Source organism: Palleronia marisminoris, from assembly GCF_900172315.1.
Classification (GTDB): domain Bacteria; phylum Pseudomonadota; class Alphaproteobacteria; order Rhodobacterales; family Rhodobacteraceae; genus Palleronia; species Palleronia marisminoris.
Window position 1 is genome coordinate 159,853 of the sequence record NZ_FWFV01000006.1, and the last position, 23,199, is coordinate 183,051.

The 23,199-nt window shown below is 66.3% G+C and carries 24 protein-coding genes; 13 read left to right on the forward strand and 11 right to left on the reverse strand.

The window, feature by feature from the left end:
* Nucleotides 1-18 precede the first annotated feature (18 nt).
* Complete coding sequence (gene dnaK, locus PAM7066_RS11710) at nt 19-1,938, reverse strand: molecular chaperone DnaK (protein ID WP_085854352.1); 1,920 nt, start codon at nt 1,936-1,938, stop codon at nt 19-21.
* Between the two features lie 163 nt (nt 1,939-2,101).
* Here dnaK and PAM7066_RS11715 point away from each other — a divergent pair, with 163 nt between their 5' ends.
* A complete protein-coding gene (locus PAM7066_RS11715) occupies nt 2,102-2,740 on the forward strand; it encodes an alpha-ketoglutarate-dependent dioxygenase AlkB family protein (RefSeq protein ID WP_245749668.1) in 639 nt (212 codons plus the stop codon).
* Here the strand turns inward: PAM7066_RS11715 and PAM7066_RS11720 are convergent.
* A complete protein-coding gene (locus PAM7066_RS11720) occupies nt 2,717-3,310 on the reverse strand; it encodes a COG3650 family protein (protein ID WP_085854354.1) in 594 nt (197 codons plus the stop codon). The two genes, PAM7066_RS11715 and PAM7066_RS11720, sit on opposite strands and share 24 nt — an antisense overlap.
* On the reverse strand, nt 3,307-4,128 hold the full coding sequence (locus PAM7066_RS11725) for an ABC transporter permease (protein ID WP_085854355.1): 822 nt from the start codon (nt 4,126-4,128) through the stop codon (nt 3,307-3,309). Before PAM7066_RS11725 ends, PAM7066_RS11720 begins: the two co-directional genes overlap by 4 nt.
* Nucleotides 4,129-4,217: 89 nt before the next feature.
* Between PAM7066_RS11725 and cysQ the strand changes: the two genes are divergently transcribed.
* The 6 genes from cysQ to PAM7066_RS11755 all read left to right on the forward strand — a co-directional run bounded on the left by cysQ (nt 4,218) and on the right by PAM7066_RS11755 (nt 11,178).
* Nucleotides 4,218-5,027, forward strand: coding sequence for a 3'(2'),5'-bisphosphate nucleotidase CysQ (gene cysQ, locus PAM7066_RS11730; RefSeq protein ID WP_370738091.1), 810 nt, complete (start codon nt 4,218-4,220; stop codon nt 5,025-5,027).
* Between the two features lie 61 nt (nt 5,028-5,088).
* Nucleotides 5,089-5,979 carry a UTP--glucose-1-phosphate uridylyltransferase GalU gene (galU, locus tag PAM7066_RS11735; protein WP_085854357.1) on the forward strand — a complete coding sequence of 297 codons (891 nt, stop codon included), beginning with the start codon at nt 5,089-5,091 and terminating at the stop codon, nt 5,977-5,979.
* A 40-nt stretch (nt 5,980-6,019) separates the two neighbouring features.
* Entirely contained in the window at nt 6,020-7,033 is a 1,014-nt protein-coding gene (locus PAM7066_RS11740; protein ID WP_175484638.1) for a glycosyltransferase family 2 protein, read from the forward strand.
* A 49-nt stretch (nt 7,034-7,082) separates the two neighbouring features.
* The gene (locus PAM7066_RS11745; protein ID WP_085854359.1) at nt 7,083-8,093 is read left to right on the forward strand and encodes a glycosyltransferase family 2 protein; all 1,011 of its coding nucleotides are present in this window, start codon (nt 7,083-7,085) and stop codon (nt 8,091-8,093) included.
* Entirely contained in the window at nt 8,090-9,757 is a 1,668-nt protein-coding gene (locus PAM7066_RS11750) for a DUF5927 domain-containing protein (RefSeq protein ID WP_085854360.1), read from the forward strand. Before PAM7066_RS11745 ends, PAM7066_RS11750 begins: the two co-directional genes overlap by 4 nt.
* The gene (locus PAM7066_RS11755) at nt 9,754-11,178 is read left to right on the forward strand and encodes a nodulation protein NodH (protein WP_085854362.1); all 1,425 of its coding nucleotides are present in this window, start codon (nt 9,754-9,756) and stop codon (nt 11,176-11,178) included. The genes PAM7066_RS11750 and PAM7066_RS11755 overlap by 4 nt, the downstream gene beginning before the upstream one ends.
* Before the next feature lie 3 nt (nt 11,179-11,181).
* On the opposite strand, the gene PAM7066_RS11760 is transcribed toward PAM7066_RS11755, so the two are convergent.
* The 6 genes from PAM7066_RS11760 to PAM7066_RS11785 form a co-directional block, all read right to left on the reverse strand.
* The gene (locus tag PAM7066_RS11760) at nt 11,182-11,646 is read right to left on the reverse strand and encodes a PTS sugar transporter subunit IIA (protein WP_085854363.1); all 465 of its coding nucleotides are present in this window, start codon (nt 11,644-11,646) and stop codon (nt 11,182-11,184) included.
* A 39-nt stretch (nt 11,647-11,685) separates the two neighbouring features.
* The gene (gene hpf, locus PAM7066_RS11765; protein ID WP_085854365.1) at nt 11,686-12,264 is read right to left on the reverse strand and encodes a ribosome hibernation-promoting factor, HPF/YfiA family; all 579 of its coding nucleotides are present in this window, start codon (nt 12,262-12,264) and stop codon (nt 11,686-11,688) included.
* A gap of 224 nt (nt 12,265-12,488) precedes the next feature.
* A complete protein-coding gene (lptB, locus tag PAM7066_RS11770) occupies nt 12,489-13,232 on the reverse strand; it encodes an LPS export ABC transporter ATP-binding protein (protein ID WP_085854367.1) in 744 nt (247 codons plus the stop codon).
* Entirely contained in the window at nt 13,232-13,708 is a 477-nt protein-coding gene (gene lptA / locus PAM7066_RS11775) for a lipopolysaccharide transport periplasmic protein LptA (protein ID WP_085854368.1), read from the reverse strand. Before lptA ends, lptB begins: the two co-directional genes overlap by 1 nt.
* A 4-nt stretch (nt 13,709-13,712) precedes the next feature.
* On the reverse strand, nt 13,713-14,336 hold the full coding sequence (gene lptC / locus PAM7066_RS11780; protein WP_085854370.1) for an LPS export ABC transporter periplasmic protein LptC: 624 nt from the start codon (nt 14,334-14,336) through the stop codon (nt 13,713-13,715).
* A gap of 37 nt (nt 14,337-14,373) precedes the next feature.
* Nucleotides 14,374-14,985: a ribonuclease D gene (locus PAM7066_RS11785; protein WP_085854371.1), complete on the reverse strand. Its 612-nt coding sequence runs from the start codon at nt 14,983-14,985 to the stop codon at nt 14,374-14,376.
* Nucleotides 14,986-15,240: 255 nt separating this feature from the next.
* Between PAM7066_RS11785 and PAM7066_RS11790 the strand changes: the two genes are divergently transcribed.
* From PAM7066_RS11790 to PAM7066_RS11815, 6 genes are read left to right on the forward strand one after another with little or no spacing between them, the layout of a single operon-like run.
* Nucleotides 15,241-18,093, forward strand: coding sequence for a monovalent cation/H+ antiporter subunit A (locus tag PAM7066_RS11790; RefSeq protein WP_085854372.1), 2,853 nt, complete (start codon nt 15,241-15,243; stop codon nt 18,091-18,093).
* Nucleotides 18,093-18,458: a Na+/H+ antiporter subunit C gene (locus PAM7066_RS11795; RefSeq protein ID WP_085854373.1), complete on the forward strand. Its 366-nt coding sequence runs from the start codon at nt 18,093-18,095 to the stop codon at nt 18,456-18,458. The genes PAM7066_RS11790 and PAM7066_RS11795 overlap by 1 nt, the downstream gene beginning before the upstream one ends.
* Nucleotides 18,455-20,086: a monovalent cation/H+ antiporter subunit D gene (locus tag PAM7066_RS11800; RefSeq protein ID WP_085854374.1), complete on the forward strand. Its 1,632-nt coding sequence runs from the start codon at nt 18,455-18,457 to the stop codon at nt 20,084-20,086. The genes PAM7066_RS11795 and PAM7066_RS11800 overlap by 4 nt, the downstream gene beginning before the upstream one ends.
* A gap of 8 nt (nt 20,087-20,094) precedes the next feature.
* Nucleotides 20,095-20,586 carry a Na+/H+ antiporter subunit E gene (locus tag PAM7066_RS11805; RefSeq protein WP_085854474.1) on the forward strand — a complete coding sequence of 164 codons (492 nt, stop codon included), beginning with the start codon at nt 20,095-20,097 and terminating at the stop codon, nt 20,584-20,586.
* Complete coding sequence (locus tag PAM7066_RS11810; RefSeq protein ID WP_245749669.1) at nt 20,583-20,870, forward strand: K+/H+ antiporter subunit F; 288 nt, start codon at nt 20,583-20,585, stop codon at nt 20,868-20,870. Before PAM7066_RS11805 ends, PAM7066_RS11810 begins: the two co-directional genes overlap by 4 nt.
* On the forward strand, nt 20,867-21,244 hold the full coding sequence (locus PAM7066_RS11815) for a Na+/H+ antiporter subunit G (protein WP_085854375.1): 378 nt from the start codon (nt 20,867-20,869) through the stop codon (nt 21,242-21,244). The genes PAM7066_RS11810 and PAM7066_RS11815 overlap by 4 nt, the downstream gene beginning before the upstream one ends.
* Here the strand turns inward: PAM7066_RS11815 and rbsK are convergent.
* Nucleotides 21,241-22,149: a ribokinase gene (rbsK, locus tag PAM7066_RS11820; protein ID WP_085854376.1), complete on the reverse strand. Its 909-nt coding sequence runs from the start codon at nt 22,147-22,149 to the stop codon at nt 21,241-21,243. The genes PAM7066_RS11815 and rbsK overlap by 4 nt on opposite strands.
* Before the next feature lie 66 nt (nt 22,150-22,215).
* Entirely contained in the window at nt 22,216-23,172 is a 957-nt protein-coding gene (locus tag PAM7066_RS11825) for a zinc-binding metallopeptidase family protein (RefSeq protein ID WP_085854378.1), read from the reverse strand.
* Nucleotides 23,173-23,199 lie beyond the last annotated feature (27 nt).

Genomic DNA, 23,199 nt, shown 5'->3' on the forward strand with positions numbered 1-23,199 from the left:
TTGAAGTTACGGGGTGTCTTACGACGCGCGCTTGTCGTCGTCGATATCCTCGAAGTCGGCATCGACGATGTCGTCGTCACCCCCGCCACCGGAGCCGCCCTCGGCGTCGTCGGCCGAAGCTTCGCCCTGGGACTGCTGCGACTTGTAGATCGCCTCGCCCAGCTTCATCGACGCTTCGGTCACGTTCTGGATGCCGGACTTGATCTTCTCCGGGTTGTCGGTCTCGAGCTGCTCCTGCAGGTTCGAGATGGCCAGTTCGATGGCCTCGACAGTGGTCGGATCGACCTTGTCCTTGTGCTCTTCCAGCGACTTCTCGGTCGAGTGGATCAGGCTTTCGGCCTGGTTGCGGGCTTCGACCAGGTCACGCCGCTTCTTGTCGGCGTCGGCATTGGCCTCGGCGTCCTTCACCATCTTCTCGATGTCGTCGTCGGACAGACCGCCGGACGCCTGGATGGTGATGTTCTGCTCTTTGCCCGTGCCCTTGTCCTTGGCCGAAACCGACACGATGCCGTTGGCGTCGATGTCGAACGTCACCTCGATCTGGGGCATGCCGCGCGGCGAGGGGGGGATGTCCTCGAGGTTGAACTGACCGAGCATCTTGTTGTCGGCCGCCATCTCGCGCTCGCCCTGGAAGACCCGGATCGTCACCGCGTTCTGGTTGTCCTCGGCGGTCGAGAAGATCTGCGACTTCTTCGTCGGGATCGTGGTGTTGCGGTCGATCAGGCGGGTGAACACGCCGCCAAGCGTCTCGATACCCAGCGACAGCGGCGTCACGTCGAGCAGCACGACGTCCTTGACGTCACCCTGCAGCACGCCGGCCTGAATGGCGGCGCCGAGGGCGACGACCTCGTCGGGGTTCACGCCCTTGTGGGGCTCTTTCCCGAAGAACTTGGTCACTTCCTCGATGACTTTCGGCATGCGCGTCATGCCGCCGACAAGCACCACCTCGTCGATGTCGCCGGTCGAGAGGCCGGCATCCTTCAGCGCTGCCTGACATGGCTTGATCGAGTTCTTGATGAGGTCGCCGACGAGGCTTTCCAGCTTGGCGCGGGTCAGCTTCATCACGAGGTGCAGCGGCTGGCCGTTCGCGCCCATCGTGATGAACGGCTGGTTCAGCTCGGTCTGGCTCGAGCTCGACAGCTCGATCTTCGCCTTCTCGGCCGCTTCCTTCAGACGCTGAAGGGCCATCTTGTCCTGGGTCAGGTCGACGCCGTGCTCTTTCTTGAACTCGGCCGCGAGGTAGTCGACGATCCGCATGTCGAAGTCTTCGCCGCCGAGGAACGTGTCGCCGTTCGTCGACTTCACCTCGAACAGGCCGTCGTCGATCTCCAGGATCGTGATGTCGAAGGTACCGCCGCCGAGGTCATAGACCGCGATCGTCTTGGTTTCCTTCTTGTCGAGCCCGTAGGCCAGCGCGGCGGCCGTCGGCTCGTTGATGATGCGCAGTACCTCGAGGCCGGCGATCTTGCCGGCGTCCTTCGTGGCCTGACGCTGCTGGTCGTTGAAATAGGCGGGGACGGTGATGACGGCTTGCGTCACCTCTTCGCCGAGATAGCTCTCGGCCGTCTCCTTCATCTTCTGCAGGATGAAGGCGGAAATCTGGCTGGGCGAGTACTTCTCGCCGCGCGCCTGCACCCAGGCGTCGCCCTGGCCACCGTCGACGATGGTGTAGGGCAGGTTCTTCTTGTCTTTCTCGAGCCCCTGGTCGCCGAACCGGCGGCCGATCAGGCGCTTGACGGCAAAGACCGTGTTCTCCGAGTTGGTGACCGCCTGACGCTTGGCGGCCTGGCCGACAAGGCGCTCTTCTTCCGTGAAGGCGACGATCGAGGGGGTCGTGCGCGCACCCTCGGAGTTTTCGATCACGCGGGGCTGCGAGCCGTCCATGATGGCGACGCAGCTGTTCGTCGTGCCGAGGTCGATACCGATGACTTTGGCCATGCTCTCAATGTCCTCTTCTAGGCGATGTTGTTGCAGCCGGGCCCACGTCCGAGGCGCCCCGCCGCCGATCCCGATTTTCTGCCGCGTTTATCGCCTGCGGCCGGCGTCCGGTCGTATATAGGGAGGGCGTTTTGACGCTGCAATCCCGACGGAGGACCGCTTTTTGAGCCTTTTCGAGACAAGCGAGCGGATCGACATACGCGGCGTGGAGGTCCTGCGCGGCGCGCTGGACCGGCTGGCGCAGGAGGCCTTGGTAGAGGATCTGCGCGCCGTGGCGCGGGTCGCGCCCTTCTTCCACCCCGAGACGCGGCGGGGGCAGATGAGCGTGCGCATGACCTCGGCCGGCGCGGTCGGGTGGGTCAGCGACCGGAAGGGCTACCGCTATGCGCCACGCCACCCTGCGGGCGGCGACTGGCCCGCGATCCCGCCGCGTCTTACCGAGCTATGGGCGGGCGTGCTTCCGGACGCGGCCGCGCCCGACACCTGCCTCGTGAACTACTACGGCGAGGGCGCGCGGATGGGCCTGCACCAGGACAAGGACGAGGCGGATTTATCGCTGCCGGTCCTCTCTCTGTCACTGGGCGACGAGGCCCTGTTCCGCATCGGCAATGTCGAGCGGGGTGGATGTACGGAAAGCGTCTGGCTGCGGTCGGGCGACGTGGCGATCCTGAGCGGCGCTGCGCGGTTGGTCCATCACGGCATCGACCGGATCAGGTTCGGCTCGTCCGACCTTCTGCCCCAGGGCGGGCGGATCAACGTGACGATGCGGGTGGCCCGGTCAGGGCAGGGCGCAGCACCCTGAGACGTGGCGGTGGCCGTCCTGCTCGGACAGGATCACGTCGACGGTGTAGGGATAGCTGCGGTCCGACATGCCGTCGCTGCATTGTTGCGCGACGATCACCGCCGTCAGGCTGCGGCCGCTGTCGAAGGCGCGCAGGGACCAGCGATTGGTCCGGCCGTCTGCGCGCGCCCTCGTTCCGGTGGTGCCGTCGAAGCCGGCCCCCGACATCTCGTCCAGGGTGACGCTGTCGGGGCGGATGGAAAGCGACCAGAAGGGCTCGGTCCCGTTGCAATCGAGCGTGCCGGGGAAGTCCATGGCGCCCTGGGCCTCCATGTATCCGAGGTAGACCCAGCCTGCGGCGCCGTCGTGATCGACGCGCCCCCAGAGACCGTTCTCGGACAGTTCGCTGACGTGCACGCCTTGCGCATCGTGGGACAGGGTGCCGGTGACCTCTCCGTCGTTCGAGGGTCGTGCGCGGACGAACAGCGCATCGTCCGAGGCCACGCCGGTCACGTCGTACAGCCCGGTCCCCTGCGCCGCAGCGGCTCCGCCGGTCAGGATCGCGAGCAGGAGGACCAGAGTCCGGATCATCTGCGTGCCCCCCAGCTGATCGAGGCGTTCTGGCGTGTGAAGAACTCTCCCATCAGGCCGATCATCATCAGCGCCAGCGATATGTAAAGTGGGTAGGTGACGTTCGAGTAATGGGGGAAGTAGTTGATGAAGACGAAGCCCCGCGTCTGGTCGATGACGTGGAACAGCGGGTTCCAGTCGAACCAGTCGATCATGTAGCCCGGCATCTGGTTGGCGACGAACATCTTGCCCGAGGCGATCATGCTCACGCGGCTGTAGATCGACTGCCCCGTCGAGGCGGCGCTGGGAAACCACGGCTTCAGACCGAGGAACAGCACGCCGACGGCCACGCCCGAGAACCACGCGAGGCACATCATCGCGAGCGCGCCCTTCCAGTTGTGGATCGCGATCGGCTGGAAGATGACATGGTAGGCATAGAGCACCAGGATGACCGAAAGGATCTGCGTGTAGAGCGCCGCGAGGGCGTTCGACGCGATCGCCACGAAGGTGGTCATCGGCGCATGCAGCATCATCGGCGAGGACGGCCCCTCGGTCGAAAATACCGCCTGCACGGTGCGGACATGCACCATGTAAAGGAAGATGCCGCTCATGATGAAGAGGATGAAGTCGCCGCGGATCGCCGCGCCGCGTATCCCGAGGACCGTGAACAGGACGTAGAACGACACCACCAGGATCACGGTCTGGAAGATGTTCAGCCCGATCGCCATGAAAGCGTTGGCGTGGGTCTTGCGCACCGATCGCACGGTGTTGTGGAAGATCAGGCCGAGTACACCGCCCGCTGATCCGATCCACGATGTGCTTCTTCTTGCCTCGAACATGGTCGCTCCGAATCTCCGAGGGTAGTCTCGCAGGGGAATGTTGTTGTTTTCCTAGCAGCCTCGCCTAAACCTCCCCCGGGAATCAGCCAATGCGGAGAATTGTGGTGGATCAGGAAACTCTCGCCCGTGTAATGCGGAAACTTGCGCTCGAAGCGGGCGAAGCGATCATGGAGATCTACAACCGCGAGGATTTCGAGGTCCGCGAAAAGTCCGACGAAAGCCCCGTGACCGAGGCCGACGAGGCGGCGGACAAGCTGATATCCGCCGGCCTGCGCGCGGCATTTCCCGACACGCCCCTGGTGACCGAAGAACAGGCCGACAGCCACGGGCAGTCCGTCGCGACCTTCCTGATCGTCGATCCGTTGGACGGCACGAAGGAATTCGTGAAGCGGCGCGGCGATTTCACCGTGAACATCGCCTATGTCGAGGATGGCGAGCCGATCCGCGGCGTGGTCTATGCCCCGGCGCGCGGTCGGCTGTTCTACACCCGCCCCGACGGCAAGTCGGTCGAGGAAGAAGGCCCGTTCGACCCCGAAACGCCGGGAGAAACCCAGCCGATCGGCGTGCGGGTGCCCAACAACGACGCGCTTCTGGTCGTCGCGTCCCAGTCGCACCGCGACCAGGCGACGGACGACTACATCGGGCACTACCGCGTCGAGGACATGCGCAGCGCGGGCTCGTCGCTGAAATTCTGCCTCGTCGCCACCGGCGAGGCCGACCTCTATCCCCGCCTCGGCCGCACGATGGAGTGGGACACCGCGGCGGGTCACGCCGTCCTTTCCGGCGCTGGCGGCCGTGTCGTCCGCTTCGACGATCAGAACCCCTTGCGCTATGGTAAATCCGGGTTCGAGAACCCTTTCTTCATCGCCCATGCACCGGGCGTCACATTGAAACAGTAATGTAGGCACTACAACCAACACGGTAGATGCACGCCGTGCACACGGTGCCAAAGAGGATTTCATGACCAAGAAAGTCACCAAAGCCGTCCTTCCGATCGCCGGGCTTGGAACGCGATTCCTGCCGGCGACGAAGTCGATGCCGAAAGAGATGATGACGCTCGTCGACCGCCCGTTGATCCAGTACGCGATGGACGAGGCCCGCGATGCGGGGATCACGGACTTCATCTTCGTGACCGCGCGCGGCAAGAGCTCGCTCGTCGATTACTTCGACAAGTCGCCCGAGCTCGAGGAATCTCTGAAGCGGAAGGGCAAGGACGACCTGCTGGAAGAGCTCAGCCGGACAGACATGCCCTCGGGCGCGATCTCGACCATCCGCCAGCAGAAGGCGCTGGGCCTGGGTCACGCGGTCTGGTGTGCCCGCCGCCTGATCGACTCGGACGAGAGCTTCGCGGTGATCCTGCCGGACGACGTGATCAAGTCCGACGTGCCCTGCCTGAAGCAGATGGTCGACGCGCAGGCCGAGACCGGAGGCTGCATGGTCGCCGCGATGGAAGTCGAACACGAACAGACCTCGAAATACGGGATCCTCGACGTGAACGACGACGGCGGCAGGACACTCCGCGTCAAGGGCATGGTCGAGAAGCCCGATCCGTCCGAAGCGCCGTCCAACCTTGCAGTCATCGGCCGCTATATCCTGACGCCCCAGGTGCTGTCGGTTCTCGACAACCAGGACACCGGCAAGGGCGGCGAGATCCAGTTGACCGACGCCATCGCCAAGCAGATCGACAGCGAAAAGGGTGTGCACGGCCTGAAGTTCGACGGCCAGCGGTTCGATTGCGGATCCAAGGCCGGCTTCCTGCAGGCGACCGTGGCCTTTGGCCTCAGCCGTCCCGACCTGCGCGACGATCTCGCGAGCTTCATCAAGTCCCTTGGGCCGAACGAGCTGGGCTGACTTGACCCGGCGGCGGATCGAGATCGGCGTCTCGCGTCCGATCCTGCCGCCGGATCCCGCCGCCGCGTACCGGCTACGCTGGAAGCGGCGGCGCCTCCTGTATCGCGCCCTGCGAAAGCGTCGGCAGCTTGCGACAGTCGCTGACCGCACCGGCCGCATCCGCCCCGGCGACATCCTTCTGTTCACCTGCGTCAGGAACGAGGCCGCCCGGCTGCCCTTCTTCCTCGACCACCACCGCGCGCTTGGCGTGGATCACATCCTCGTCGTGGATAACGGCTCCACCGACGGCACGTCCGAGATGCTGGCCAATGCGCCCGACGTCTCTGTCTGGCGTACCGGGCACTCCTATCGGCAGTCGCGTTTCGGCATGGACTGGCTGACCTGGCTGATGATCCGGCACGGGCACGGCCACTGGTGCCTCACGCTCGATGCCGACGAACTGTTCATCTATCCGCATTGGCGCACCCGCCCTCTGCAGGCGCTGACCGAATGGCTGGGCGCAAGCGAGCAGCCGATGATGGGCACGCTGATGCTGGACCTCTACCCCGAGGGGCCGCTGGGCGAGGTGCCGTACGACGTCGGCACCGACCCGACCGTAACACTGCCCCTCTTCGACGCGGGGAACTACACGATCCGGCGGCAGGAGCCGATGGGGAACCTCTGGGTGCAGGGCGGGGTCCGGGCGCGGAGGTTCTTCGCATCCGAGCCGCGTCGGGCGCCGACGATGCAGAAGGTGCCCCTGATCCTTTGGGATCGACGCTATGTCTACGTGAACTCGACCCACGCCGCCCTGCCGCCCCGCCTGAACAAGATCCAAGGCGAGGGAGAGCGGATCACCGGCGCGCTCCTGCACACCAAGTTCCTCGACCAGATCGTTCGCAAATCGGCGGAAGAACTGGAGCGGCGCGAGCATTTCGCAAACGCTTCTCTTTACGATAATTATTACGAGGCTTTGATAGACAAGCCCACGCTCGCGTGTTCCTTTTCCACGGCGTATCGCGGATGGCGGCATCTCGAGGCGCTCGGCCTGATCTCGCGCGGGGGATGGACCTGAGCCGCCGACGGCCCGCAGCGGCGCCGGCCGGGTCGAGAGTGGAGCGGACATGCAGATCGGCAAGCGGATCCGGCTCGGGCTGAGACGGCGGCGGTGGTATATCCGCGCCATCCGCAAGCGCCGTGACCTCCGGCGTATCCGCCTGCGCGGGGCCAGGATCTCCTCTGCGACCAACGTCGTCATCGCCGTCGCGCGCAACGAGCATGTCCGTCTGCCCTATTTCCTGCGCTACTACCGCGACCTCGGGATCGAGCACTTCCTGTTCATCGACAACGGCAGCGAGGACGAGAGCGTCGCCTACCTGTCCGAGCAGCCCGATTGCTCGGTCTGGTCCACCGACGCCAGCTACCGGGGCGCGCGCTTCGGGCTCGACTGGGTGAACTGGCTCGCGCGGCGATACTGCCTCGGCCGCTGGGTGCTGCACGTCGACGTGGACGAGTTCTTCGTCTTCCCGTTCTGCGACACCCGCCCGATCCGCGCGCTGACCGACTGGCTGGACGGGTCGGACATCCGCTCGTTCGGGACCATGCTGATCGACATGTATCCCAAGGGCCCGGTGGGCGAGGCGACATACGAGGCCGGGCAGAACCCGTTCGAGGTGGCGTCGTGGTTCGACAGCGGCAATTACACGATCACCCGGAACTGGGAGTGCAAGTCGCTGTGGATCCAGGGCGGTCCGCGCGCGCGCGTCTTCTTCCGCGACGATCCCTCGCGGTCGCCGGCGCTGAACAAGGTTCCCCTGGTCAAATGGCGGCGCGGGACGGTCTTCGCCTCGTCCACCCACAACGTGCTGCCGCGGGGGCTGAACCTCGTCTTTGACGATCTCGGCGGCGAGAAGGCGTGCGGCGTGCTGCTGCATGCCAAGTTCCTCAACACCCTCGGTGATCGCGCGAAGGACGAGGCCGTGCGGGCGGAACATTATGCCGGCGGGCGCGAATATCAGGCCTATGCCGAAGGGTTGGAGAGTTCCCCTGAGCTGTGGTCCAACTGGTCCGAGCGATACATCAACTGGCGCCAGCTCGAGATCCTGGGCCTGATGTCCAAGGGGAACTGGGCATGAGCCTCGGCTTCGTCATGCTCTGCCATGAGGCGCTCGACCGGGCGGCGCAGGTCGCCCGCCACTGGTCCGAGCGTGGCTGCCCCATCGTGATCCATGTCGATGCACGCGCCTCGGCCCATGACTACGACGCGTTCCGCGAGGCCCTGAGCGATCGAGACAACATCCTGTTCTGCCGGCGCTTTCGCTGCGAATGGGGGCGATTCTCGCTGGTGCAGTCAGCTCAGGCCGCATCCGAGATGATGCTCAAGAACTTCCCCGACGTGCGCCACGTCTTCCTCGCCTCGGGAAGCTGCCTGCCCCTGCGCCCGGTGGACGAGCTCGTCTGCTATCTCGGCGCGCATGCACAGACCGACTTCATCGAAAGCGCGACGACCAAGGACGTGCCCTGGACCACGGGCGGCCTGGACCGCGAGCGGTTCACCCTGCGCTTTCCCTTCTCGTGGAAGCGGCAAAGGCGCCTTTTCGATGGCTACGTGCGGCTGCAACGGCGGCTGAACCTGCGTCGTCGCATCCCCGAGGGGGTGACCCCGCATATGGGCTCGCAATGGTGGTGCCTGACGCGCGAGACGTTGGAGGCCATCCTCTCTCATCCGCGCCGGACCGAGTTCGATCGCTACTTCGCGCGCGTGTGGATCCCGGACGAGAGCTATTTCCAGTCCCTCGTGCGCCTCGTCTCGGACCGGGTCGAAAGCCGATCGCTGACGCTGTCCAAGTTCGACTTCCAGGGCAAGCCGCACGTGTTCTACGACGATCACCTGCAGCTTCTGCGGCGGTCGGATTGCTTCGTTGCGCGCAAGGCGTGGCCGCGTGCGGAGCGGCTCTATGCCGCCTTCCTGTCGGGTGAGCATGACGCGGCGAACCGGGCCGAGCCGCATCCGGGCAAGATCGACCGCATCTTCTCGAAGGCGACCGAGCGGCGGACATCCGGCCGTGCGGGCCTCTACATGACCGGCCGCTTCCCCAGGAAGAACCACGACAACCGGCTGACCGCGGCCCGGTACGTCGTCTTCGAGGGTTTCGGCGACCTGTTTGCGGGCTTTCCCGACTGGGTTCAGCGAAGCGCGGGCCTGCGCGCCCATGGGCATCTCTTCGCGCCCGAGCGGGCCGAGTTCGCCGGCGGTCTGCCGGTGTTCTCGGGAGCGCTGTCCGATAATGCGCGCCTGCGGGACTACAATCCCGAGATGTTCCTGACCAACCTCATCTGGAACACGCGGGGCGAGCGGCAGTCCTTCCTGTTCGGCCCGCGCGACACTCCAGCCCCCGGCCGGTTCTTCCCGCGCGACCCGAACGCCGATGTCTTCTGCGTCACCGGCGCCTGGGCCGTGCCGCTCTTCACCTCGAAGCGCCCCTTTACCGATCTGCGCGCCGAGGCCGCCCGCCTGCAGAAGATCGAGAACGCCCACCTTGCCGATCTGCGCAACCCGGCCACCAAGGCCCGCGTGCGCATCTGGACCATGGCAGACCTGGTCGAGAACCCGGCCGAACCCCTTCGGACGGTGAGCGAAGAGGCTTCGCTCACCGTTGCCCAAAACCCCGCTGAGGTCCCGAAGATGGTCGACTTGACCGGGTTCGGCGCCTTCCTGCAACAGCTGCGGAACGCCGGGATGCACCCTTACCTCATCGGCGACTTTCCGGGCGACCCCCCCAACGGGACGAGCCCATGAGTACTCGCTTCACGCGCTTCATCCTGCTGGCCGAGATGCGCACCGGATCGAATTTCCTGGAAGAGAACCTCAACGCGCTGGGCGGCCTGCGCTGCTGGGGAGAGGCTTTCAACCCCGCCTTCGTCGGTCACGCAGGCCAGTCCCAGATGGCCGGCATCACCCAAGCCGAGCGTGAGCGTGACCCGGGCCGCCTCCTGGACGCGATGGCCGCCCAGACCGAGGGGCTGCCGGGCTTCCGCTTCTTCCACGACCATGACGCGCGGGTGATTGACCGGCTTCTTCCGGACCCGGCATGTGCCAAGATCGTGCTGACTCGCAATCCGCTCGACTCCTATGTCAGCCTCAAGATCGCGCGGGCCACGAACCAATGGCGGCTGGGCGACATGGTGGGTGCCAGGACCGCCCGCATCCGGTTCGACGCAGCCGAGTTCTCGCGCCATCTGGACGCGCTGCGGGGGTTCCAGCGGCGCGTGCTGCACAGGTTGCAGACCACCGGTCAAACTGCGTTCCACCTTGCGTATGAGGATATCGGCGATCTCGGTGTGTTGAACGGGTTGGCCGCGTGGCTCGGGGTGACGGGGCGGCTCGACTCGCTGGCGGGCCGGACGAAGGTGCAGAACCCCGGTGCCTTGGCGGACAAGGTCGAGAACCACGACGAGATGATTGCCGCCCTTGCGCGGCTCGACCCGTTCGACCTGGGCCGCACCCTCAGTTTCGAGCCGCACCGGGGGCCGGCGATCCCCGCGTGTATTGCGGCGGCCGCGGCGCCGCTTTTGTTCATCCCGATCGAGGGCGGGCCGCGCGCGTCGGTTGAGGCATGGCTGGCCGGGATCGACAGCGTGACAACCTCCGATCTGGGGCGCGGGATGACGCAGAAGGACCTGCGCAAGTGGAAGCGGCAGCGCCCCGGGCACCGCAGCTTCACGGTGCTGCGCCATCCCGTTCCGCGCCTCTACCACGCCTTCTGCCGTCACATCCTGATGCCCGGGCCCGAGTGCTTCCACGAGATCCGCGAGGCCCTGCGCAGCACCTACGGGCTGCCGATCCCCGAGGGCGTGCCGGGGCCGGGCTATGGGGTCGAGCGCCACAAGACCGCGTTCTGCGCCTTCGCCGCATTCGTGAAGGGCAACCTCGGCGGGCAGACCGGCCTGCGCGTCGATCCCGCGTGGGCCAGCCAGAGCGTGCTGCTGCAGGGGGTGGCGCAATTCGGGCTGCCCGATCTGATCCTGCGCGAGGACGAGGCGGCCGAGCGCCTCGCCGATCTGGCCGTCGCGCAGAACCTGCGCGCGCCGACCTACATCACCGAGCCTGACCCGGACCCGATGCCCTTGTCGGCGATCTACGACGCCGAGGTCGAGGCGGCGGTGAAGGCGGCCTACCAGCGGGACTACATGATGTTCGGTTTCGCCGCCTGGCGTTGACCCTCAGGCGGCGTTCGTGGTGCGCCGCTGGGTCAGGACCGTGTGGATCGTGGACGCATCCCCGTTCGCGCGCAGAAGCGCGCAGAGGTCGGGATCGCGCAGGGTGCGCGAGACTGCGGCCAGGGCCTTCAGGTGATCGACGCCCGCATCCTCGGGCGCGAACAAGCCAAAGATCAGGTCCACGGGCTGCCGATCCGCCGCGCCGAAATCCAGCGGGCGCTCGAGCTTCAGGAACACGCCGCGCACGCGGTCGATGGAATCGATGCGCGCATGGGGAAGGGCGACGCCCTGGCCCACGGCGGTGGGGCCAAGGCTTTCACGCTCCATCAGGGCGTCACAGACGGATTCAGGACACAGGTGATAAACCTGCTCGGCCACGTCGGACAACGTGTTGAACAGACGCTTCTTGCTGGACATCCCGGGAATGACCCGAATGGCCTCCGGTGAAAGGAGATCGGACGAAATCATGCGGTACCCTGAAAATCCCTGGCGGCGATGCGCGCCGCCTTACCCTGCCGTATTGGGGTCAATCCATCCGACATTGCCGTCATCGCGACGGTAGACGACGTTGACCCCGCTCCCCTGCTTCTCGTTCCGGAAAACCAGAACCGGTGCCCCGTGCAGCTCCATTTGCATCACGGCCTCGCCGACGGACAGCGTCGGGATCCGTGTTTCCATTTCGGCCACGATGACCGGCTGCAGCGTGTCGGGCTCGGTCTCCTCCTCGGTTTCCGATGAGGCGAGGATATACGAGGAGGCCCCGAAAAGTTCAACGGGCGTCGTCCGCTCTTTGTTGTGGTTCTTCAGCCGCCGCTTGTAGCGCCGCAACTGCTTCTCCATCTTGGCGACCGCCGAGTCGCAGGCGGCATAGATATCGTGCTCGTTCGCGCGGGCCTGAACGGTCATTCCGCTGGACAGATGAAGGACGGTTTCGCAGCTAAAGGCGGATCCGTCGCGCGAGAATACGCAAAGCGCATCGGTCGGCCGGCCGGAATATTTCTCCACCACGGCGTCGATCTGGGACTGGACATGGGCCTGAAGGGCCTCGCCGATGTCGATCTGCTTGCCGCTCACCTGGTAGCGCATCTGTCTTCCTTTCCTGAAAGCAGCGCGTCCGCCTGAACCGGCGCAAGGATCCGGGCATGACAGGGAAACGCGCCAGAGCCGAGCTCGCGGGACACCCGGAAATACGTTCCAAGCCACTGGAATATGGAAGGAAAGTCGAATATGCGGATGTCGTTATGCCGCGTCTCATTCGCCCATTTGGCGCGCAAATGCGGTTGTCTGTCAAGGGATGCACGCCGGCAGGCTCAACCCAAGGTAAAGCTGTCTCCGAGATAGACGCGACGCACGTCCCTGTCGGCCACGACGTCCTCGCTGGTGCCGCTCATCAGCACGCCGCCATCGTGCAGGATATAGGCCCGATCCACGATGGACAGCGTCTCGCGCACGTTGTGGTCGGTGATCAGCACGCCGATGCCGCGTTCGGTCAGGCTGGCGACCAGCATCCGGATGTCGCCGACGGCGATGGGATCGACGCCGGCGAAGGGTTCGTCCAGCAGCAGATACCTCGGGTTCGCGGCCAGGCAGCGGGCAATCTCGGCGCGGCGCCTCTCGCCGCCCGACAGCGCCAGCGAGGGGGTGCTGCGCAAATGCGAGATGGAAAACTCCTGCAACAGTCCTTCGAGCCGGTCGCGCCGGGCGTGCCGGTCCTTCTCGACCAGTTCGAGAATCGCGAGGATGTTGTCCTCGACCGTCAGGCCGCGAAAGATCGACATCTCCTGCGGGAGATAGCCGATCCCCATGCGGGCGCGGCGATACATCGGCAGGGTCGTCACCTCGCGCCCGTCGATCAGCACGGTCCCGCCGTCGGGCGTCACGAGGCCCGCGATGGCGTAGAAGCATGTCGTCTTGCCCGACCCGTTCGGCCCGAGCAGCGCCACCACCTCGCCCCGCGCGAGGTTCAGCGACACGTCGCGGATCACCGGGCGCTTGCGATAGCTCTTCCGGAGGTGCTCGACGACGAGGCCCTCTTGCGGTGCCGCGTCCTGCATCAATTGCCGGTCTGGAAGATCGTGCGGACGCGTCCCTCGACGCGGCCCGTCCCGGTCTCGAGGTCGATCGTCATGCGCTCGCCGGCGATTGCATTGTCGCCCTGGGTCACCAGCACGTCACCGGTCATCAGGATCGTGCCGTCGACGACCTCGTAGGTCGCTTCCTCGGCCTCGGCGGCCTCTTCGCTGGTTACGAGGGTGACTCCGCCGGTGACGTGGAGCGTGCGGATCTGGCGATCCTCGCCCGTGGTGTAGAAGACCTCGACCCGTTCGCCCGTCAGCACCAGGTCGCCTTGGGTCGCTGTCACGTCGCCGGTGAAGACCGCGGTGCCGTCCTGCTGGTCCACGTCGAGCTGGTCCGACACGACCTCGATCGGGGCGCCGCTATTCTGCTCGAACCCGCCGAAATCGATGGTCGAATCCTGCGCCGTGGCGGCGCCTGCAACGAGCGTGAGTGCGAGGATTAGGCGTAACACGTGATCAGTTCCCTTCCGCCGGCTGGGTCTCGTATATCACGCGAACGCCATCGGTGAAGGTCACACGCGGCGAACCCTCGCGTTGTGCGACGCGCATTCCCCCCGCGTCCAGCGTCAGCCCCGGCCCCGACCCGCTGACGGGGCCGGGCGAGACGATGTCCTTGCTGGCCCCGTCGATGTCGAGAGCATCGCTTTGCAACCGGTAGCCCTGCGATTCGGTCACGACCACGTCGCCTTCGATCCGCATGTCGCCCGAGAGGTTCGTCAGAACGCCCGTGTCGCCTTCCAGCGACACCTCGGACCCGTCGCGGCTGGTCCAGACGCCCAGGATGCGATCGGCCTCGGCGTCCTCGCCGTCCGGGCGGGCCTCGTCGGCGAGGAAGCTGACCGCCGCGCCGTCGTCTCCGAGGCCGGAATAGCTCGGGTTCACCACGCGCCCCTCGCTCAGAAGCCGGTCGAGCGTGGCGGGGTCGGCGAATTCCAGCGCCGTGCCGTCGCGCCGGTCGGCGACCAGGAACAGGGTGCACAGGATCGCGAGCGCGAACAGCGGCAGAAGCACCTTCAGCCGCCTGACCCAGCGCGAATGGCGGTTGTCGTAGTGACGTTTCTGTCTGGCTCGCCGTTGCATGTGGGGGATGTATCCGTCCGAAGCGCTGGCGCGAAGGTCAGTGCGCGAAAATGTCGATCTCCGGCCAACCGCCAAGGTCGAGCCGCGCCCGCACGGGCAGGAATGCGAAAGCGGCCTCGGCCAGGTCGGTGCGCCCTTCGCGGACGAGCCGCTCGTCGAGGGCCTCGCGAAGGTGGTGCAGATGCAGCACGTCGGACGCGGCGTAGGCGATCTGTGCCTCGGAAAGCTCTTCGGCGCCCCAGTCGGATTGCTGCTGGTACTTCGAGATATCCACGCCGAGCATCTCGGTCAGAAGCTGCTTGAGGCCGTGCCGGTCGGTATAGGTCCGCACCAGCTTCGACGCGATCTTGGTGCAATAGACCGGCTGCGCCAGCGCTCCGAACGCATGGTACAATGCGGCGATGTCGAACCGGCCGAAGTGGAACAGCTTCAGCACGTTCGGATCGGTAAGGATGTTCTCGAGGTTCGGCGCCCTTGTCTGGCCGCGCGCCAGCTGGATGAGATGAGCGTCGCCGTCTCCGCCGGACATCTGTACCACGCACAACCGGTCGCGATGGGGGTTCAGGCCCATCGTCTCGCAGTCGATCGCGACCACCGGCCCCAGGTCCAGCCCGTCGGGAAGATCGCCCTGATAGAGGTAATTCGTCATGCCCGATCCCTAGCCCGCGGGGGTCAGACGGGCAACGGCTCCTTGCTCTGCTCGCCCGCCGCCTGCGGTGTTTCGTCGCGAGCACGTCGTCCAGGGCATGCCTACCGCGCCGGGGTCGGGCGCATCGACGGTGCCCTCCTGCGTCGAAGGCCGTGCATGTCACAGGTCCCGCCGGGGCTGGGCCAGGGACATTTCCGTTTGTGGATCCCGGTGATAGTCACAATTATCCGCGGAGCCGCTATCCGAGAGAGGTCCATGTCGCTCGTCCTGATCGTCCTTACCCCGTTTCTTGGGGCGCTTCTTCCCGGGCTCATGGTTCGCACCGGCCGTCAGACCTGTGCGGTCGTGACGCTGGGGGTCACGCTGACCGCCCTGGTCGGCCTGATCTCGCAAGCCCCGGCGGTGCTGGGCGGGGAAACGGTGATCCAGCAAATCCCCTGGATGCCCGAGCTGGGCTTGAACCTGAACCTGATGCTGGACGGGCTGGGCCTGTTCTTCGCCGCCCTGATCCTGGGGATCGGCGTCCTGATCATCATCTACGGGCGCTACTACCTCGCCCGCGAGGACAATATGGGCGAGTTCTTCGCCTACCTCTTGCTGTTCCAGGGCGCGATGGTGGGGATCGTCCTGTCGGACAACATCCTCGTCCTGCTGGTGTTCTGGGAGCTGACCTCGCTGTCGTCCTTCCTGCTGATCGGCTACTGGAAGCACCTGCCCGACGGCCGGCAGGGCGCGCGGATGGCGCTGACCGTCACCGGGATGGGCGGGCTGGCGATGATCGGCGGCATGCTGCTTCTGGGGCGGATCGTCGGCAGCTACGACCTGAGCGTGATCCTCGAGAACCGCGAGGCGATCCAGGACTCGCCGCTCTACGTGCCGGCGCTGGTGCTGATCCTGCTGGGCTGCTTCACCAAGTCCGCGCAGTTCCCGTTCCACTTCTGGCTGCCGCACGCGATGGCCGCCCCGACGCCGGTGTCGGCCTACCTGCACTCGGCCACGATGGTGAAGGCCGGCATCTTCCTGCTGGCGCGGACCTGGCCGGTCCTGTCGGGCACCGAGATCTACTTCTATCTCGTCGCCGGCGCGGGCCTTCTGACCATGCTGGTCGGCGCGATCACGGCGCTGTTCAAGGACGACCTGAAGGCGCTGCTGGCGTTCTCGACGATCTCGCACCTGGGGCTGATCGTGTTCCTCCTGGGCACGGGCACCGATTTCGGCGCGCTGGCGGCGGTGTTCCACATCCTCAACCACGCAGCGTTCAAGGCGGCGCTGTTCATGACCGCGGGCATCGTGGATCACGAGGCACATACCCGTGACATCAAGCGGTTGGGCGGGCTGGCGCGGCTGATGCCGGTGACCTTCGCCATCGCCTCCATCGCGGGACTGGCGATGGCCGGCATCCCGCTGTTCAACGGCTTCCTGTCGAAGGAGATGTTCCTCGAGGAAGCCGCCCATACCGAGTTCTTCGGCCCCGGCCTGCTGGTTCCGGTGCTGGCGACGGTGGGGGCGCTGTTCTCGGCAGCCTATTCGTTCCGCTATATCGGGCACACGTTCCTGGGGCGGGTGCGCGACGACTACCCGGCCAAGCCGCATGATCCGGGCATGGGCATGTGGGGACCGCCCGCGTTCCTCTGCGTGCTGGTGCTGGGCATCGGAATCCTGCCGGGCCTGGTCGAGCCGCTGGTGTTCTTCGTCGCCCGCGCCGTGATGGGGACCGAGGGCCAGATCCCCGAGGGCTACCACCTTGCCATCTGGCACGGCGTCACCCCTGCGCTGTGGATGTCGGTGGTCGCGGTTCTGGGCGGCCTGGCGCTGGTGCTGATCTATCGCGCGGCTGCGTGGCTGTGGGCCGCGCTGCACGTGCCGCGGGCGAAGTCGATCTTCGACGGGATCATCGCCGGGGCCGTGGCGGCGTCGCGCGGGGTCACGAATGGCCTGCATGACGGGGCATTCTCACGCTATGCGGGTGTCTTCATGGCCGCTGTGCTGGCGCTGGGCGTGCACGCCTGGGTCACGGGCGAAAGCGTCGCGCCCTCGCGGGAGACGCTGCCGATGACGGCGGCTGCGATTGCAGGCTGGGCGCTGCTGGTCGCGGCGGCGCTGGCCCTGGCCGTGTTCCACCGCAACCGGCTCTTCGCCCTGATCCTGGTGGGCATCCTGGGCCTGATGGTGTCGCTGGGCTTCGTCGTGTTCTCGGCGCCGGATCTCGCGATGACGCAGATCCTGGTCGAGGTCGTGACCATCATCCTGCTGCTTCTGGCGCTGAACTTCCTGCCGAACGACACGCCGAAGGAAACCGGCGGGTTGAAGCGCGCCAAGGACATCGTGCTGGCAGCGGCCGGAGGCCTCGCCACGGGCGGGCTTGCCTGGCAGATGCTGCGCTCGGATTTCGTGGCGCCGACGATCTCGGACTATCACCTCGAGAACAGCTACTACGGCGGCGGCGGCACCAACGTGGTCAACGTGATCCTCGTGGATTTCCGTGGCTTCGACACGTTCGGCGAGATCATCGTCCTCGGGATCGCCGCGCTGGTCATCTACGCGCTGACCGAGGCGCTGCTGGCCGGGCCGGTGCGCGCTAAGCTCTACAACCGGCGGCCGGACAAGAACCTGGCCGGCGACCGGCACCCGTTGATGATGGTGGTGCTGACGCGGGTCATCATGCCCCTCGTCCTGCTGGTCGCCATCTACATCTTCCTGCGCGGGCACAACATGCCGGGTGGCGGCTTCATCGCCGGGCTCGTCGCGGCGATCGCGCTGGTGATGCAATACCTGGCCAGCGGGTTCTACTGGGCCGAGGCACGGCAGCGTTATCCCTATCACGGGATCATCGGCGCCGGCGTCCTGATCGCGGGGCTGACCGGCATCGGGGCGTGGTTCACAGGCTACCCGTTCCTCACCTCGTCCTTCACCTATATCCACATCCCGCCGATCGAGGAGTTCGAGGTCGCCAGCGCCATGGCCTTCGACCTCGGCGTATTCCTCACCGTGGTCGGCGCGGTCATGCTGTCGCTCGAAAGCTTTGCGCGATTGGCGCGGCGGGCAGATCAGAGAGAAAGCGAACACCCCATGGACATCGATCCGTCGCGTGTCGAGGACCGGGCCTGATGGAGCTTATCGTCGCGTCTTCCATCGGCGTCCTGACAAGCGTCGGGATCTACCTCGTGCTGCGCTTCCGCACCTTCCCGGTGATCGTCGGCATGTCGCTTCTGACCTATGCGGTGAACGTCTTCCTGTTCGCCAGCGGTCGGCTGGCGATGAACCACCCCCCGATCCTGCGCGACGGCCTGGTCTTCTACGCCGACCCGCTGCCGCAGGCGCTGGTGCTGACGGCGATCGTCATCTCGTTCGGGATGACGGCGGTCGTGGTCGTCTTTGCCCTGGGCAGCTATCTGGGCCTCGGCAATGACAAGGTGAACGACGACGACGTCGAGATCGACCAGGGCCGCAAGCGCGAGGAGGCCGGCAGATGAGCCATTGGATCGTCCTGCCGGTCGTCCTGCCGGCGATGCTTGCGGCCGCGATGACGCTGCTCGCCCGCTACCACGCAGGGGTAGAGCGGGCGCTGTCGCTCGCCGGCCTGACCGCCTTCCTCGCCCTTGCCCTCGGGCTGGCTTGGCAGGCCGGGGACGGGACCGTCACGATCTATCAGCTGGGCGCATGGCAGGCGCCCTTCGGGATCGTGCTGGTGGCCGACCGGCTGTCCACCTACATGGTCCTGCTGCTGGCGATCCTGTCGCTCCTGGTGATGCTGCATGCCATCGGATCGGGCTGGGACAAGCGGGGACGGCATTTCCACCCGCTCTTCCAGTTCCAGATCATGGGGATCGCGGGCGCCTTCCTGACGGGCGACATCTTCAACCTGTTCGTCTTCTTCGAGGTCCTGCTGATCGCCTCCTACGGGTTGCTCGTCCATTCGGGCGGGGCCAAGCGGGTGCGGGCGGGAACGCAATACGTGCTCTACAACCTGCTCGGGTCGACGCTGTTTCTCTTCGCCCTCGGCACGCTCTACGCGGAAACTGGAACGCTCAACATGGCCGACCTTGCGGGGCGGGTCGCGATGATCGATCCTGGGGCTTCGGCCTCGATCCGGGTGGCGGCGGTACTGCTGCTTCTGGTCTTTGCCGTGAAGGCGGCGCTGCTTCCGCTGCATTTCTGGCTGCCTGCGGCCTATTCTCAGGCGCCGGGGCCCGTTGCGGCGCTGTTCGCGATCATGACCAAGGTGGGCGCCTACGCCATCATACGAATCTACACGCTGGTCTTTCCGCCCGACCTCGAGGTGACGGCGGGCCTGCACGAGGTGTGGTTGTTGCCGCTGGCGCTGATCTCGCTTGCCATCGGGATGATCGGCGTCCTGGCCGCGCGCAGCCTGGACCGGCTGGTCGCCTTCGCCGTGGTCGGATCCATGGGCATGGTGATGACCGCGATCGGCCTGATGAGCGAGGCGGGCCTGACGGCCGCGCTCTACTACGTCGCCCATTCCACCTTCGCGACGGCGGCTCTGTTCCTTCTGGTCGACATCGTCGGGCAACGCCGCGGCGCCGGAGCGCGGATCGAGGGGGGCGCGCCCATGGTCGGGGGGCCGCTGCTGGGGGGACTGTTCTTCGCCTCGGCGATCGCCATGGCCGGCCTGCCGCCACTGTCGGGGTTCCTCGGCAAGCTGCTGATCCTCGACGCGGCCTATGACAGCACCTTGATCGCCTGGATCTGGACGGTCGTCCTGGGCTCGTCCCTCGTGGCGGTGGTGGGCTTCGCGCGCGCAGGCTCGACGGTGTTCTGGAAGCCGCAGCAGGTGGCGAAGGGGATGGACGACCTCGAGGCCGAGCAACACATTTCGGAAGCCGACCGCGACAGCCGGGGGAAGTCGGCCCCGGCGCTGCCGGTGGTCGCAGTAGGTGGGTTCGTCGCGTTGCTGGCGGCGCAGACGATCTTTGCCGGCCCGATGACCGACTACATGCGCGCGACTGTGGATCAGTTGATGCGGCCCGGCGCCTATGTCTCGACCGTGCTCGACACGCCGGGCAAGGAGATCAGCTACGGCCACTACGAGGACGAGGCGGGCTACGACGAGTCGGGCTCCAGCGAGGAGGGCGGACACTGATGCTTGGACTGGGCAAACGACTTCTGCCGCATCCGGCGCTGTCGCTTCTTCTGGCCGTGGTGTGGTGCCTTCTGACCAACTCGCTGACCGTCGGCACCCTGGTCATGGCCGTGATCCTCGGGCTCGTGGTGCCGGCCCTGACCGCGCCCTACTGGCCCCACCGTCCATCGACGCCCAAGCTGTTCAGGCTGACGAGCTATATCATCCTGGTGATCTGGGACATCGTGGTGGCGAACGCGCGGGTCGCCTTCATCGTGCTGTTCCGCAGCAATGCGAGCATGCGGTCGGAATGGCTGGTCATCCCGTTGGAGCTGAAGACGCCCGAGGCGATCACGATCCTGGCCGGCACGATCACGCTGACGCCGGGCACGGTCTCGGCGGACCTGGCGGATGACGGGCGCTGCCTTCTGGTGCACGCGCTCGACAGCGCGGACCCCGCGGCGGACGTCCGCGACATCAAGGAGCGTTACGAACGCCGACTGAAGGAGATCTTCGAATGATCGCCCTGACCTCCATGACCGATATCGGGCTGCTCATCGCCTTCGGCTCGCTCAGCCTCGCGCAACTGCTGGCGATGATCCGGCTGGTGATCGGCCCCTGTGCCGGCGACCGCATCCTCGCCCTCGACACCATGACCGTGAACGCGATCGCGCTGATCGTGCTTCTCGGCATGGCCGGCGAGACAAGGCTGTATCTCGAGGGGGCGCTGATCTTCGCCATGCTCGGCTTCGTCGCGACGGTCGCCTATGCGCGCTTCGTTCTGAGGGGGGACATCATCGAATGATCTGGGACGTCCTGATGACCATCGCCCTGGTGCTGGGCGCGATCTTCGCGCTGGTGGGCGCGATCGGCCTCGTGAAGCTCGACACGCCGATGAAGCGGCTGCACGCGCCGACGAAGGCGTCGACGATGGGGGTGGGGTCGCTGCTGCTCGCTTCGATCATCCAGGCCTTCGCACTGGGAGACGGATCGCTGCGCGAGGTGCTGATCATGGCGTTCCTGTTCGTGACGGCGCCGATCTCGGCCCACCTCATCTCGAAGGTGAACATGCACCGCGAGAACACCAGGGAAGCGCCCCCGCCGCCGCCGGGCTCTGGCACCTGGGCGGTCTACGACACGAACGAGGCGGATGTGGGCGACCCGGGCCAGCACGGCTAGAGCAGGCGGTCGATCTCGTCCCGCGTCGGCATCGAGGGCGCGGCCCCGGCGCGGGTGACCGACAGGGCGGCGGTGGCGGTGGCGACCCGCAACGCCCGTTCGATGGGCTGACCTTCGGCCAAGGCCGCGGCGAGCCCGCCGTTGAACGCGTCGCCGGCCCCCGTCGTCTCGACCACGGGTCCGGCGTTCAGCGCGGGGATGTGCAGCACCGTGTCGCCATCGTGGTAGAGTGCGCCGGCCTCACCCAGCGTCACGATCACCGCGCCAGCGCCCCGCGCGCGAAGTCTTGCAGCAGCGGCTTCGGCATCGGTGGGGCCGGCCACGGACATGCCAGTCAGAAGCGCAGCCTCGCTTTCGTTCGGCGTGATCAGGTCGCAGAGCGCCAGCATCTCGTCCGGGATGTCGGCGGCGGGGGCGGGGTTCAGCACGGTACGGACCCCGGCGGCGCGGGCGATCTCAAGTCCCCGCTGCGCCGCATCGCGCGGCTGTTCCAACTGTGTGACGAAGACGCGCGCCCCGCCGATCGTCGGCGCCCAGCGGTCGAGGTCGGCGGGCGTGATCGTCCCCGCGGCGCCGGGCGTCACGATGATCGCGTTGTCGCCGGATTCGGCGTCCACGAAGATGAAGGCCGCTCCGGTGGGGTCGTCTGTCTCGTCCCCGGCGAAGGCGACGCCGGCCTCGTCCCATGTGCGACGGGCGAGCGCGCCGAACGTGTCGCGCCCGATCTTGCTGAGGAACGCCACGTCGCCCCCGGCCCGCGCCGCCGCGACCGACTGGTTCGAGCCCTTGCCCCCCGCGTTCAGCGCGAATCCTTCGCCCATCACGGTCTCGCCGATTTGGGGCAGACGGCGGGCGCGATAGGCGGTGTCGGCGGCAAAGATGCCGAGGATGACGATGTCGGCCATGGGTCCTCCTGCAGGATGGGGCCGCGCCATCCTGCCTGCTCGCGGCCCCTTGCGAAAGCCCCGCCGTCAGGCCGGCGTGCGGAGCGTGCCGTGGGCCAGAGCCAGCTTCTCGCGCACGCCGCGGGTCAGCACGAACGGGTAGAGATCGGGAAGATCCACGGCCCGGTTCACGTGGTTCACGGCGATCGAAACCTGGACCGCCCGATTCAGGACGGCCTCGGTGTCGGTCTGTGCATAGGCGTCGTAACCGTCCGTCTCGACGCCGGGCAGGGTCAGCGCGACGGCCATCGCACTGTCGAGCACATCGACGAGGTGCAAAAGATGTGCGACCGTCTCGGCCCAATCCTCGTGCGGGTGCATCGTCGCGTAGTCCGAGATGTAGTTGTCGTCGGCGGTCCTGGGGTTCTTGTAGTGCCTCTTCAGCGCCTCGCCGTAATCGGCGCGTTCGTCGCCGAAGAGCTGCCGGAAGGCGGTGACGAAGCCTGCGTCGCGCGACAGGCGAAGATGCAGAAAATGCGCCATCTCGTGGCGCATGTGGCCCAGCATGGTTCGGTAGAGCTCGCCCAGCTCGGCGCGGCGCTCGGCGCGCACGGCTTCGTCGCTTTCGGTTACGTTGATCGTGATCGTGCCGTTGGCGTGGCCCATGGTGACGTTGGCCTCGCCTTTCGACGTCTGCTCGGACAACAGCCGGAACACCGGTCTTTCGCCGTGATCCTCCGGGCCGAACCAGCCCCAGCGCGCCAGGTTGGCCAGCATCCACCGCTTGGCATTCTCGGTCATGCGCCAATGGCCGAGGTTTTCCGGCGCGCCGAGGTCAGGCACGGTGCGGGTCATCGCGCATGACCGGCAGAGCTTATCGTCTGCCACCCAATTGCAACTGATCCGGTCGCGATTGGCGCAGGTGTTCACGGCGATGCGCATGGCCTGGGCATCAGGGTCGAAGGCGACCTCTTGCCCGCAGGCGCACCGGGTGTTGTGGAAATAGACTGGCCGTTCGCAGACGGGACAGCGGAAAACTTGCACGGGGAGAACTCCAGCGGGGCGACGGGC

Coding starts and splice junctions, on each gene's coding strand:
- PAM7066_RS11725 (WP_085854355.1), bottom strand. CDS start 4,128: ATGTTCGAGGCAAGAAGAAGCACATCGTGGATCGGATCAGCGGGCGGT.
- PAM7066_RS11750 (WP_085854360.1), top strand. CDS start 8,090: ATGAGCCTCGGCTTCGTCATGCTCTGCCATGAGGCGCTCGACCGGGCG.
- PAM7066_RS11755 (WP_085854362.1), top strand. CDS start 9,754: ATGAGTACTCGCTTCACGCGCTTCATCCTGCTGGCCGAGATGCGCACC.
- rbsK (WP_085854376.1), bottom strand. CDS start 22,149: ATGGCCGACATCGTCATCCTCGGCATCTTTGCCGCCGACACCGCCTAT.
- PAM7066_RS11815 (WP_085854375.1), top strand. CDS start 20,867: ATGATCTGGGACGTCCTGATGACCATCGCCCTGGTGCTGGGCGCGATC.
- PAM7066_RS11720 (WP_085854354.1), bottom strand. CDS start 3,310: ATGATCCGGACTCTGGTCCTCCTGCTCGCGATCCTGACCGGCGGAGCC.
- dnaK (WP_085854352.1), bottom strand. CDS start 1,938: ATGGCCAAAGTCATCGGTATCGACCTCGGCACGACGAACAGCTGCGTC.
- galU (WP_085854357.1), top strand. CDS start 5,089: ATGACCAAGAAAGTCACCAAAGCCGTCCTTCCGATCGCCGGGCTTGGA.
- PAM7066_RS11790 (WP_085854372.1), top strand. CDS start 15,241: ATGTCGCTCGTCCTGATCGTCCTTACCCCGTTTCTTGGGGCGCTTCTT.
- PAM7066_RS11795 (WP_085854373.1), top strand. CDS start 18,093: ATGGAGCTTATCGTCGCGTCTTCCATCGGCGTCCTGACAAGCGTCGGG.
- PAM7066_RS11785 (WP_085854371.1), bottom strand. CDS start 14,985: ATGACGAATTACCTCTATCAGGGCGATCTTCCCGACGGGCTGGACCTG.
- PAM7066_RS11800 (WP_085854374.1), top strand. CDS start 18,455: ATGAGCCATTGGATCGTCCTGCCGGTCGTCCTGCCGGCGATGCTTGCG.
- PAM7066_RS11810 (WP_245749669.1), top strand. CDS start 20,583: ATGATCGCCCTGACCTCCATGACCGATATCGGGCTGCTCATCGCCTTC.
- PAM7066_RS11745 (WP_085854359.1), top strand. CDS start 7,083: ATGCAGATCGGCAAGCGGATCCGGCTCGGGCTGAGACGGCGGCGGTGG.
- lptC (WP_085854370.1), bottom strand. CDS start 14,336: ATGCAACGGCGAGCCAGACAGAAACGTCACTACGACAACCGCCATTCG.
- hpf (WP_085854365.1), bottom strand. CDS start 12,264: ATGCGCTACCAGGTGAGCGGCAAGCAGATCGACATCGGCGAGGCCCTT.
- lptB (WP_085854367.1), bottom strand. CDS start 13,232: ATGCAGGACGCGGCACCGCAAGAGGGCCTCGTCGTCGAGCACCTCCGG.
- cysQ (WP_370738091.1), top strand. CDS start 4,218: ATGCGGAGAATTGTGGTGGATCAGGAAACTCTCGCCCGTGTAATGCGG.
- PAM7066_RS11760 (WP_085854363.1), bottom strand. CDS start 11,646: ATGATTTCGTCCGATCTCCTTTCACCGGAGGCCATTCGGGTCATTCCC.